This window comes from Pediococcus acidilactici, assembly GCA_024970065.1.
Lineage (GTDB): Bacteria > Bacillota > Bacilli > Lactobacillales > Lactobacillaceae > Pediococcus > Pediococcus acidilactici_A.
The window spans coordinates 247,383-259,397 of record CP103908.1; the positions used below are offsets into that span (position 1 = coordinate 247,383).

General features: G+C 42.9%; 11 protein-coding genes. 9 read left to right on the forward strand and 2 right to left on the reverse strand.

What is annotated here, in order from left to right:
• Positions 1 to 226: 226 nt before the first annotated feature.
• Complete coding sequence (locus NYR25_01105; GenBank protein ID UWF34035.1) at positions 227 to 922, reverse strand: GntR family transcriptional regulator; 696 nt, start codon at positions 920 to 922, stop codon at positions 227 to 229.
• Between the two features lie 155 nt (positions 923 to 1,077).
• Between NYR25_01105 and NYR25_01110 the strand changes: the two genes are divergently transcribed.
• The 9 genes from NYR25_01110 to NYR25_01150 all read left to right on the forward strand — a co-directional run bounded on the left by NYR25_01110 (position 1,078) and on the right by NYR25_01150 (position 11,151).
• Positions 1,078 to 1,389 carry a PTS sugar transporter subunit IIB gene (locus NYR25_01110; protein ID UWF34036.1) on the forward strand — a complete coding sequence of 104 codons (312 nt, stop codon included), beginning with the start codon at positions 1,078 to 1,080 and terminating at the stop codon, positions 1,387 to 1,389.
• 73 nt (positions 1,390 to 1,462) lie between these two features.
• Positions 1,463 to 1,786: a PTS lactose/cellobiose transporter subunit IIA gene (locus NYR25_01115; protein UWF34037.1), complete on the forward strand. Its 324-nt coding sequence runs from the start codon at positions 1,463 to 1,465 to the stop codon at positions 1,784 to 1,786.
• A 12-nt stretch (positions 1,787 to 1,798) separates the two neighbouring features.
• A complete protein-coding gene (locus NYR25_01120; protein ID UWF34038.1) occupies positions 1,799 to 3,253 on the forward strand; it encodes a 6-phospho-beta-glucosidase in 1,455 nt (484 codons plus the stop codon).
• Between the two features lie 71 nt (positions 3,254 to 3,324).
• On the forward strand, positions 3,325 to 4,083 hold the full coding sequence (locus NYR25_01125; GenBank protein UWF34039.1) for a MurR/RpiR family transcriptional regulator: 759 nt from the start codon (positions 3,325 to 3,327) through the stop codon (positions 4,081 to 4,083).
• A gap of 256 nt (positions 4,084 to 4,339) precedes the next feature.
• Positions 4,340 to 5,683 (forward strand): FAD-dependent oxidoreductase, encoded by a 1,344-nt coding sequence (locus tag NYR25_01130; GenBank protein ID UWF34040.1) that lies wholly within the window; start codon positions 4,340 to 4,342, stop codon positions 5,681 to 5,683.
• Positions 5,684 to 5,716: 33 nt separating this feature from the next.
• Positions 5,717 to 6,493, forward strand: a complete 777-nt coding sequence (locus NYR25_01135; GenBank protein UWF34041.1) for a (S)-acetoin forming diacetyl reductase — start codon at positions 5,717 to 5,719, stop codon at positions 6,491 to 6,493.
• A gap of 805 nt (positions 6,494 to 7,298) precedes the next feature.
• Positions 7,299 to 8,711, forward strand: a complete 1,413-nt coding sequence (gene arcD / locus NYR25_01140; GenBank protein UWF34042.1) for an arginine-ornithine antiporter — start codon at positions 7,299 to 7,301, stop codon at positions 8,709 to 8,711.
• A 68-nt stretch (positions 8,712 to 8,779) separates the two neighbouring features.
• A complete protein-coding gene (locus NYR25_01145; GenBank protein UWF34043.1) occupies positions 8,780 to 9,490 on the forward strand; it encodes a Crp/Fnr family transcriptional regulator in 711 nt (236 codons plus the stop codon).
• 119 nt (positions 9,491 to 9,609) lie between these two features.
• Positions 9,610 to 11,151, forward strand: a complete 1,542-nt coding sequence (locus NYR25_01150) for a YfcC family protein (protein UWF34044.1) — start codon at positions 9,610 to 9,612, stop codon at positions 11,149 to 11,151.
• A 137-nt stretch (positions 11,152 to 11,288) separates the two neighbouring features.
• On the opposite strand, the gene NYR25_01155 is transcribed toward NYR25_01150, so the two are convergent.
• Positions 11,289 to 11,876, reverse strand: coding sequence for a uracil-DNA glycosylase family protein (locus NYR25_01155; GenBank protein UWF34045.1), 588 nt, complete (start codon positions 11,874 to 11,876; stop codon positions 11,289 to 11,291).
• Between the last annotated feature and the right edge of the window lie 139 nt (positions 11,877 to 12,015).

The following is a 12,015-nucleotide window of genomic DNA, read 5'->3' on the forward strand; positions in this document are numbered from 1 at the left end:
GGGCGTTTATCAGCGTTATTCAACACAAATGAGCCGGCACAGATACGATCTGTTTACAGGTCGTATCTTGCCTTTGCAAAACACAACCTAGTTACCGGCTTTGCCAACCATTATTGACATTTTTTCGTTTTAAAATGCTCATTTGTTTATTCCTACCTTATTAACTAATCTTTCATGAGTATAGCGGAAAGCTTTTTAGTTTGTCAACGTCGTTTTTAAAAAATACCTAGCTTTGGTTAATGGCGTGGAAATAAAAACGAATTCCGCGATCCAAGTAGTAAGTTTTTGAAAAATTAAACAGGACGTTATTTTTACGATAATGCGATTGATAAAGGGTGATGTAACGATCACCTTGAGGAAAACCAGTGATGGAAGCTGCTTCGGGGGATAACGATTCAATGCCTACGTACTGGTCGCTAGAATCAACGGTGACGTCATATTCGTTTTTGATAAATTCCAAGATTGAATCATGCAGTACGTCAACTGGCAAAAAGGGAACTTCGTTACGTTCATAATATGCGTACTCCAATATATAAGGTTGATTTTTACGGTAACGGTACCGAATAATCCGGTAGAGTTCGTCACCATCTTCGCAACCGAATTCGTTGGCCATGGCGCGATCAGCAATCATCCGGTCGAACGTAACTACTCGGGAAGTTAGCTTTTGGTGGTTAAAGCCTTCGGAAACTCCCATGGTGAGGTTGACGATTCGATCGGTGTCCGCGCCAATATTATTAATGTAGTAGCCACTGCCTTGAACCCGGCGCACAAGTCCCTTTTGGCTGATGATATCAATGGCTTTGCGAATTGTGTTCCGACTAACGTTATATTTTTGCATTAGTTCGTATTCGGTAGGCAATTTTACCTTAAACTGCTGGTGATTAATTTTATAAATTAAATCATTAGCGATAAATGTATACAATTAGTGACACCTTCTTTATCTGGTTTTAATAACCGGGTGACAAATTTAAATGTTTGGCACTTGTAAAATTTGTACCTACGTTTTATAATTCAATTGTAACGTAAGCGGTTTCATAGTCAACCGCCTAAATTAAATTTATTACAGGAGTGATTCACATGGCTGAAAAAACAATTATGTTAGTATGTGCGGCAGGAATGTCGACTAGTTTACTAGTTTCCAAGATGCAAAAAGCTGCGGAAGCTGAAGGCGTTGACGCGGAAATCTTTGCAACGGCTGCATCCGATGCAGATAACAAATTATCCGAAAAATCACCAGACATTTTAATGCTTGGACCGCAAGTTCGTTATCTAGAAGACAACTTCAAAAAGAAATTAGATATTCCAGTAGAAGTTATTGATATGCAAGACTACGGCATGATGAACGGCGAAAAGGTACTCAAAGAAGCTTTGTCAGCAATGGGTAACTAAGTAACGTTGTGAATTTTTTAAAAGCGCTTTCACTTAACTGGGGCGCTTTTTTGTATCGAAAGGGGTAAATTGAATGGCTGAACAAGAACAAGATATGCAAGCAATCATGGGACTAATTATTAACGGAGGAAACGCAAAAAGTTCCGCTTTTGAGGCAATTAACGCGGCTAAGGAAGGCGACTTTAAGCGTGCTGACGAAAAGTTGAAGGAAGCTGACGGCTTTTTGACTGATGCACATAACGCCCAAACTGGGATGCTGACTGAAGAAGCTAACGGGAACCACGCTAAAGTAACTTTACTAACGGTTCATTCCCAAGACCATATTATGAACGCAATCACTTTCCGAGATTTAGCTGGAGAAATTGTGGACTTGTATAAGAAATTAGCTGAAAAGTAAGGTGGAAATTTGATGACGGAAAAAAATTATCGGATGCCCGCCGATTTCTTATGGGGTGGCGCAGTTGCTGCTCACCAGTTTGAAGGCGGATGGCGAGCTGATGGAAAGGGCGTTAGCATTGCAGACGTCATGACGGCAGGTAATAAAGATACTCCCCGGAAGGTTACCGATGGAGTAGTGGATGGTGAGATTTATCCCAACCATTGGGGAATTGATTTTTACCACCATTATCGTGAAGATATCGCCCTTTTTGCCGAGATGGGCTTTAAGTGTTTTCGGACTTCGATTGCCTGGACCCGGATTTTTCCTAATGGCGATGAAACAGAACCCAACGAGGCCGGATTAAAGTTTTACGATGACGTTTTTGATGAACTTTTAAAACATGATATTCAGCCAATTATCACCCTGTCCCATTTTGAAATGCCTTATCACCTGGTAAAGGAATACGGCGGTTGGACTAATCGAAAACTAATCGACCTTTTCGTTCGGTTCGCAAAGACGGTGATGGAACGTTATCGCGGTAAAGTTAAATACTGGATGACTTTTAACGAAATCAATAACCAAGCAAACTATGACGATCCGCATCCACTTCTCCAAAACTCGGGGTTGCTAGTTTCAAAAACTACGCCAAATAAAGAAGCGCTGATGTACCAGGCGGCCCACAATGAAATGGTTGCGAGTGCGAAAGTGGTTAAATTAGCTCACGAAATTGACCCAGATTACCAAGTTGGGGCAATGATCGCCATGTGTCCAATCTACCCGCTTACTGCAAAGCCAGCTGATATTATGAAGGCTGAACGGGCAATGCAAACCCGGTACTACTACGGTGATGTACAAGCAAATGGACAGTATCCCGCGTGGCTGCTAAAGTACTGGCAACGGCGTGATATTTCCGTGGAAATCAGCGATGAAGACCGCGAAATTTTAGCGCAGGGCACGGTGGATTACATTGGCTTTAGTTACTATATGTCCTTTACAACAAAGGCTAATGATGACGATCCCGACTACGCTTACCGAGAATCTACTGATTTAGTGGACAATCCGTACGTGGCCAAATCAGACTGGGGTTGGCAAATTGATCCAATCGGTTTGCGTTATTCCATGAATTGGATGCAAGACCGCTGGCATAAACCACAATTTATCGTGGAAAACGGATTTGGTGCCTATGATCAAAAAAACGCCGACGGCCAGGTCCATGACGACTACCGAATTAAGTATTTCCATGACCACATTCTCGAGATGGAAAAGGCCGTGGTTTTAGACGGAGTTGATTTAATTGGCTACACACCGTGGGGTTGTATTGACTTGATTTCAGCCAGCACGGGTGAAATGGCTAAACGCTATGGCTTTATTTATGTCGATCAAGATGATACGGGGAACGGAACTTTAGCACGTTCCAAAAAAGATTCGTTTGCTTGGTATCAAAAAGTAATTGCTTCAAATGGAGAAGATTTAGCCGTTGATTAATGGTGGTTGAGATTTTAAGATAATGACCGCCGTCATCTCAAAGGTTAGCGTCGATCAGGGAGGTGATCAAGGTGTTTAGTTACGAGCGAATTCAGACCCTCAATCAATTAGAAATGTTTGTTTATAAGTACATTGCTGGCCATCTTGAAGAATGCAAGACAATGACGATTCGAGATTTATCAGCTAAGAGTCACGTTTCGTCCACCACGGTTTTGCGTTTTTTGAAGAAAATGGGCTACGAAGGTTTTTCAGATTTTAAGTATGCCTTACGCCATCATGACGTACCCGCTAATTCGGGGCAGGCGGCACCAGAGTGGGGACCGGTCGCCCAATTTCTAAAGCAGGCTAATTTACCAGAATACCGCCAGAAAATTGCTACGATAGCCCAGCTCTTTTTGAAGGCGCACACCCGTCTTTTTTTAGGCATGGGTTCTAGTAGCAGCTTAGCGCAATATGGTGCCCGGGTGTTGTCTAACTACGGCTTATTTTCCTTAGCCATCATGGACCCGTATCAGCCTCAACCGATCAAAGGGCGTGATTATACCAAAACCTTGATTACCTTTCTATCCGTTTCGGGAGAGTCCGATGCGGTTTTGCGACAAGCTAATTATTACCAACAAAATGGCGCGACCACCGTTGCGGTGACTGCTAACCACCTTTCAACTCTTGCCCAAGTGTGTGACCATTGTCTGGCGTACGATATTCCAGAGCAAAAAGTGGGGACGTTGAATTTTACCTCTCAAGTACCGGTGGTCTACGTGTTGGAACAAATCGGTCAACACTGTGGTGAGTTGATGAGGAAAAATGCTAAAGTGAGCCACCAAGGCTAAAAGATAAACACTACCGTAAAAGTAAATAATACTTAATTAAAAAAGTTGGAATTAAAAATTTTTTCGAGAATTTTAATTCCAACTTTTTTGTGCACTTAGGGAGTAATATGCCAATTTATCCGCGTTAAATTAACAGTGTTAACTAAGTCAACAGATAGCCGAATAAAAGCGGGCAGTTCCGGCACTTGTGTAGTAGTTGACAAACGGTTGAAAACGGTTACTATTTAGTTATAAACAACTAGGAGGTTGGTTACTTATGAAAATTGCTATAGTTGGTTGTACACATGCTGGAACCTTTGCAGCACAACAAATCTTAACAGAACATCCCGATTACGACGTGACGGTTTACGAACGTAATGATAATTTGTCATTCTTATCGTGTGGGATTGCACTTTGGGTAGGAAACCACGTTTCAGATCCAAAGAAAATGTTCTATTCATCGCCAGAAGCGTTGACTGAACTTGGTGCAACCATGAAGATGAAGCATGACGTTTTAGATATCGACCCCGACACTAAGACATTAAAAGTTAAAAATCTCGCAACAAACGAAGAGTTTACCGATACATACGATAAGCTGGTTATGACGACTGGTTCATCGCCTGTAATTCCACCAATTGACGGAATTGATAACGAACGAATTAAGCTCTGCAAGAACTGGAGCGACGCGGCAGAATTGAAACGGATCGACGATGACGTTAAGTCCGTGGTAGTAATCGGCGCAGGCTACATTGGTGCTGAATTAGCTGAACAATACGCAATTACTGGCCGTGAAGTTACCTTAATTGATGGCTTGCCAAACGTATTGGCAAAGAACTTTGACCCCGAAATTTCTGACCGGGTTGCCAAAGACTACACCGACCACGGTGTTAAATTAGCAATGAACGAAATGGTTCAAGGCTTTAGCGGAACCGATCAAATTACCGTTAAGACTGATAAGGGCAGCTATACAGCTGACTATGCAATTCTTTGCGTTGGTTTCCGGCCACATACTAGTTTGCTAAAGAATAAGGTGGACATGCTCAAAAACGGTGCAATCATTACCGATGAATACATGCAAACTTCAAATCCGGACATTTTTGCCGCAGGGGATGCTTCGGTAGTGCACTACAATCCTACTGGCAAAGATGACTACATTCCGTTGGCAACTAACGCGGTTCGTCAAGGAATCCTGATTGGGCATAACATTGAAAAACCAACCGTAAAATACTTGGGTACCCAAGCAAGTTCAGCGGTTGCGCTCTTCGGGAAGACTTTGGCAAGTACTGGTTTAACCGAAGGCGGAGCTCAAGCACGGGGCGTTGAAGTTGACTCGGTTACGCTTGAACAAGATTATCGTCCAGAATTCATGCTCACCACTACGCCAATCCTAATGCGTTTAGTTTGGGATCCAAAGACCCGGGAAGTGCTTGGGGGTGCATTCTACAGTGACTATGACTGTGCTCAATCTGCAAACACCGTTTCGTTGGCAATTCAAAACAAAATGACCATTGACGATTTATCAATGGTAGACATGTTCTTCCAACCAAATTACGACCAACCGCTTAACTACATCAATGCGTTAGCGATGGCGGCCGTTGCAAAGGCAGACTCTAAGAAATAGAAAACTGATTTTAAGCAGAAGGGAATCCTTGGCATGGACAAATCAAAAGTAGCGATGGTAACGGGAGCTGCGCAAGGAATCGGTAAGGCAATTGCTTTACGCTTAGCACAGGATGGCTTCGCAGTAGGCGTTGGGGATTTAAAATTTGCGGCTGCACAACAAGTAGCGGACGAAATTAACAAAAAGGGGCAGACTGCCGTAGCCGTTTCGGTGGACGTTGCGGATCGTGACGATGTATTTAAGGCAGTTTCCCAAGTTAGTGAACAATTAGGCGGGTTTGATGTATTAGTTAATAACGCTGGATTGGGTCCCACAACGCCAATTGAAACCATCACACCCGAGCAATTTGACAAAGTATATCATGTTAACGTTGCTGGGCCGTTATGGGGAATCCAAGCTGCCGTTGCACAGTTTGAAAAGCTAAACCACGGTGGCAAGATTATTAACGCAACTTCGCAAGCTGGAGTAGTGGGTAATCCTAATTTAGCGCTTTATTCGGGCACTAAATTCGCAGTCCGCGGAATTACGCAAGTAGCTGCGCGAGATTTGGCAGATAAGGGAATTACCGTGAATGCTTACGCTCCTGGAATTGTAAAAACCCCGATGATGATGGATATCGCTCATCAAGTTGGCCAAAACGCTGGTAAAGATGATGAGTGGGGGATGCAACAGTTTGCAAAGGACATCACCTTAAAACGGCTTTCGGAGCCGGAGGACGTGGCGGCAGCCGTAGCATTCTTAGCTGGTCCGGATTCTAATTACGTTACCGGACAAACCATCATTGTGGATGGCGGAATGCAGTTCCATTAGATCAGTTTTAATTTGTTTATTCTAGTTCAGAACGAGAATCACATCGTTCTGAACTTTTTTGTTGTGAGGGAGAATATAAGGGCGTGGTGAGGGATGAAATTTTAGCGATTGTTATTTAATTAATGGCTGGCTTACGAGATAGTCAAAATGCGTTCCAAAGCCCAAACCTCTCCGGTTGAGCAGAAGTTTAATATGCAATGCAGACTAAACGTGCTCCAGCTTCCAATCTTTTCCGGTTAGTAAAATTATGCAACCAATCGCCAAGTTTGCGATTAATTGCATAATTAAACTAATCCTCAAAGATTACTCGGAGACTTCCGCACTCTCTCAATTGAGCACCATCCTCGCCTTTTTTTGCTTTGTTTTGTACAATTACTTTAATAAAAATGATAAATTGCTAACATTTAGAACGTTAAATCTCCACTGAAAGCGGTTTTATTAATCGGTAAAATAGACTCATGGAGTGAAACTATTTTTATTGTTTTGACTAAGCATCGTCGCCCGGGCTCGGATTAATCGTCACGCCAATTATTCGATACGTTTAGTTTGGAACAATGAGAAATTTGCTCAGTGTCCTGATTGAGGGGTTACCGAAAGCATTTATCGTATTTAACTAGTTAGATATTTTCTATGCGTATTTAAGAGTACGAGTTAAAACGTTGCTACTAGTGAGATCGATTCGGATTGCTTCATCAATCGTGATTAATGATCGCCGCTAAACAACTAGATTTTAAGCAAACAGTCAAATTATCGAAGTGGGCTGAATATTTCGCTCACGGACACAAACTTTTTAGAGGTGATCAACTTGTCAGAAAAAAAGCCGCCCAAAAAAATTGGTTTATTACCATTATGTGCGTTAGTGATTAGTTCATCGATCGGAGGTGGGGTATTTGGTCTACCGTCCGATTTAGCACGTGCAGCGGCACCGGGACCGGTAATGATCGCATGGTTAATTGTCGGTTTTGGAATTTTAATGTTAGCTTTGTCATTAAACAACTTACTGCTTAAGGAGCCGAAGCTAGAAGGAATGTTTGCGTACGCGCAAAAAGGATTCGGACCGTTTGCAGGGTTTATTAGTGGCTGGGGGTACTGGTTGTCCGCCTGGCTTGGCAACGTGGCGTTTGCAACCATGATGATGAGTGCTTTGGGGTATTTCTTCCCCGTTTTTAAATCAGGACAAAATTTACCTTCGATTTTGTTAGCGAGCGTCTTACTGTGGTGCTTGACCTACTTTGTTAGTCAGGGAATTGAAGGCGCAGCGATTATTAACATGGTGGTGACCATTGGTAAATTAGTCCCGTTATTTGTTTTTATCGTAACCGCAATTATTTTATTTGATGGGCAGCTTTTTACCCAAGCCTTTTGGGATAATATGGGAAGCCATTTTGCGGTCAGCGACGTTATGCAGCAGATTAAAAACTGCACGATGGTGATGATGTGGGTCTTTGTTGGGATCGAAGGGGCTTCCACCCTCTCCGCACGGGCGCAGAAGAAGTCAACTGCCGGAAAGGCAACCATGTTTGGCTTAATCAGCTTATTAGCAATTTACATGCTAATTTCGATTTTGCCGTATGGCTACCTAACCCGGACACAGCTGGCGGACCTTCACCAACCAGCATTGCTTTATGTTTTTGCACAAATGGTGGGACCTTGGGGCGGTTACCTGATTGGCATCGGCCTGATTGTTTCCATCTTGGGTGCGTGGTTGTCGTGGACAATGCTCCCAGCAGAAACCATTTTGCTAATGGCCAAGCAAAAGCTATTGCCAAAATACTTTGGCAAGGTCAACCGGCATAATGCACCAACGTTTGCGTTAGTAATGACCGCGTTTTTAGTACAGGGCTTTCTATTTACCTTGTTATTCACCTCGCGGGCGTATAACTTTGCTTATTCGCTTTGTACGGCGTCAATTATCGTCTGTTACGTCCTTGTAGCTGCATACCAGATCAAGTATTCTTACCAGCACTTGAACGTGAAGGGGAACCGGACGCAACTAATGATTGGAATTTTTGCGTTAATGTTTGAAGTTGTAGGAATTGAATACTTATTACTCTGTTTAATTGCCTACTTACCAGGAATTTACTTCTATGGAAAGGCTCGTCAGGAAAATGGTTGTGCAGTCCGTTTATCACACAAAGAGAAGTTGGTGACTGGATTGCTTACCGTGGGCGCGCTATTAAGTGTGGGTCTAATGTTTACGGGCGGAATCTCGCTTTAGGAATGTGTTATATTAGAACTTTGGTTACTTGATTTAAGAGCTAAGAATCATCAGCTAGGAGTAATGATATGACAAACGAGCAGGATTCCATTCAAAATAATCCCCAAAAATATTTGAAAACTAAACCGGAATTTAGTGATTTTACCGATGCAGAGTTGCAACAGCTCATTAACCAGATGCACGTAAAGCAATTTCCCAAGGGACAGGTTTTATTTGACCAAAGCGATGATCGGGAAAACCTGTACTTTGTGCTTAAGGGCTTAGTGCGGGCGGAGCGAACCGATGCAAACGATAAATTCACTTTTTATACATACATTAAGGCCGACCTTGCCTTTCCTTATCGCGGTATGTTTACTGAACGTTATTATCCGTACACGGCGCAAGCAATGACTGACATTGAGATTGTTTATTTTCCCATGTCAATTTTTGAATCGTTATTACGGCAGAATAACGCGGCGTTGGTCAAGGTGGTTAAAGAAATGAGTTCAATCATTAGCGAATCAGAAGATCAGATCCAGCAATTAGTCACTCCCAGCGCACGGCAACGTATTGTCCAAGCTTTAAAAACGTTTGAGGCTGATTTAGGACAGTTGCAATCCGACGGAAGCTCACGGATCCCGTATCCAATTCGTATCAAGGAATTGGCGGTAATGAGTGGGACTAGCCGGGAGACTGCTGGACAAATCGTCAAATATTTGGTGGAACAAAACTTAATTGATTACGAACATAAGCGGTTTGTTTTTAAACCTGAATTTTTCCGGGATGAAAACGACGACTAACTAACAAAATTGAAGGCACACAATTAAATAAAACTAAAAAAGATGGTCAACGGGCGTGGGGCTTATTTTTAAAGAGCTTCTGCGAGGTTGACCATCTTTTGATAAGGGAGTGTGCCATTATGTTAACAAAGGAAAAACGACGTTTTAAGCTTAAAATGCCGGGAGCGTTTGTAATTTTATTCATTCTAACGATCGTGGCGGTAATCGCTACGTGGGTGGTTCCTTCGGGAAGTTACGCAAAATTAGCGTATAACCAAGCCAACTCATCTTTACAGGTTAAACAGCCGAACGGGCGAGTTGAAAAGGTCCCGGCTACCCAAAAAGAATTGGATAAACTGGGCGTTAAGATTAACATTCAGAAATTCACGTCGGGAAGCATTAACCAAGAAATCTCAATTCCTAATACCTACCAACGTTTGAAACAGCATCCTGCAGGAGTTGATCAGATTACTTCTAGCATGGTTAACGGAACTATTGAAGCTGTCGACATTATGGTGTTTATCTTTGTGTTAGGCGGCTTGATTGGTGTGGTAAGGGCAAGTGGGGCCTTTGAATCCGGTTTGCTAGCGTTGACGAAGAAGACGAAGGGGCACGAGTTCCTGTTAATTTTCTTAGTAGCGACGTTAATGGTCCTGGGCGGAACGTTATGCGGAATTGAAGAAGAAGCGGTGGCTTTTTATCCAATTCTCGTACCCGTTTTCATTGCGATGGGCTACGATTCGATTGTCTGCGTGGGAGCCATTTTCTTGGCTAGTTCAATCGGGACGGCTTTTTCAACAATTAACCCGTTTTCCGTAGTAATTGCCTCCAACGCGGCGGGAATTAGCTTCACGGAAGGCTTGCCATGGCGGGCTTTTGGTTGTGTAGTAGCGGCGTTGTTCGTGATTGGCTATCTCTACTGGTACAGTAAGAAGGTTAAGCAAAATCCGGCAGCTTCGTACTCTTACGAAGACCGGGATGAATTTAACCAAAAGTGGTCGGTAATAAATAATGATGAACAGCAAGCAGCATTTACCTTACGGAAGAAAATCGTGTTAGCACTATTTGTGGCTGGTTTTCCATTAATGGTTTGGGGAGTAATGACCCAAGGCTGGTGGTTCCCTAAAATGGCGGCTTCGTTCTTGGCCTTTGCTATTTTAATTATGATTTTAACGGCAACTGGAAAAAACGGAATTGGTGAAAAGGGTGTCGTTGACGCGTTTGTCAACGGAGCTTCGAGTTTAGTTGGGGTATCGTTGATTATCGGGTTAGCTCGGGGAATTAACTTGATTTTAAACCAAGGAATGATTTCCGATACGATTTTGGACTTTTCCTCGTCGTTAGTTGCCCACATGAGCGGGCCGGTATTTATTATCGTGATGTTACTTATTTACTTCGTACTGGGCTTCATCGTGCCATCATCTTCTGGTTTAGCGGTACTTTCAATGCCAATTTTGGCGCCGTTAGCAGATACGGTTCAGATTCCACGGTTTGTCGTGGTTACGGCTTACCAATTTGGGCAATACGCAATGTTGTTCCTTGCCCCGACCGGATTGGTAATGGCAACCCTCCAAATGCTCGACATGAAATATTCCCACTGGTTCAAGTTTGTTTGGCCGGTAGTGGTTTTCTTGCTCGTCTTTGGTGGTGGAATTTTAGTTGCCCAAGTCTTGATGTATTAAAAACGTATCGATATAAAAACAGGAGCTTAATCAGCTCCTGTTTTTTAGTGTCTTATAAATACAATGGCTAGAAGGCCATGTTGCATTTTGGTCGCAAAGGGTATCTTATGGTGGAAATTAGCAAAGGATTTCCAGAGTTAGGAATCCTGTAAAATAGCCGCGACCCGGCGTTTTAAGTCTGGAACCACTTGTTCTTCAAACCATGGATTTCTTGCCAACCAGATATTATTTCTGGGTGAAGGGTGGACTAGTGGAAAATACTTTGGTAAGAACGATTGGTAATTTTTTACCAACTCCGTGGTGGTCGTCTTCGGAGTGGTTTTTAAGTAATAACGTTGCGAGTAAGCACCAATCAATAAGGTTAATTGGATATTAAGCATGGCAGCCACCATCTGGGGATGCCATTTTTCAGCAACGGCCTTACGGGGAGGAATATCCCCGCTTTTACCTTTTCCGGGATAGTAAAAATCCATTGGCAGAACGGCGATTTTGCCAGAATTGTAAAAGGTCTCGCGTGAAATGCCCATCCAGTCCCGAAGCCGATCGCCACTCTTGTCATTCCAGATGATTTCTGTATCCTGCACGCGTTTGCCGGGCGCTTGACCGACAATCAGGATTCGCGCTTGGGGATTGAGCATGTAAATGGGGTGCCATCCTTTTTCAGTAAAGACGGCATTTTGGGGGTCTTGCATGATTTCTTTGAAAAACGGCATTTGGTAATCCAAGCAAATTCTCCTTTCTATTAGGAAACTATCTTCAGTATACATCATTGAAAACGTTATCTTGAGAATAACGCTAGCAACTAGCGCGTTCTTTGTTATAATTATCAGAGTAAATAGTAATGATTACTCTTTAGGAGGAAGA

Coding starts and splice junctions, on each gene's coding strand:
- NYR25_01150 (UWF34044.1), top strand. CDS start 9,610: ATGTTAACAAAGGAAAAACGACGTTTTAAGCTTAAAATGCCGGGAGCG.
- NYR25_01130 (UWF34040.1), top strand. CDS start 4,340: ATGAAAATTGCTATAGTTGGTTGTACACATGCTGGAACCTTTGCAGCA.
- NYR25_01120 (UWF34038.1), top strand. CDS start 1,799: ATGACGGAAAAAAATTATCGGATGCCCGCCGATTTCTTATGGGGTGGC.
- NYR25_01110 (UWF34036.1), top strand. CDS start 1,078: ATGGCTGAAAAAACAATTATGTTAGTATGTGCGGCAGGAATGTCGACT.
- NYR25_01135 (UWF34041.1), top strand. CDS start 5,717: ATGGACAAATCAAAAGTAGCGATGGTAACGGGAGCTGCGCAAGGAATC.
- NYR25_01115 (UWF34037.1), top strand. CDS start 1,463: ATGGCTGAACAAGAACAAGATATGCAAGCAATCATGGGACTAATTATT.
- NYR25_01145 (UWF34043.1), top strand. CDS start 8,780: ATGACAAACGAGCAGGATTCCATTCAAAATAATCCCCAAAAATATTTG.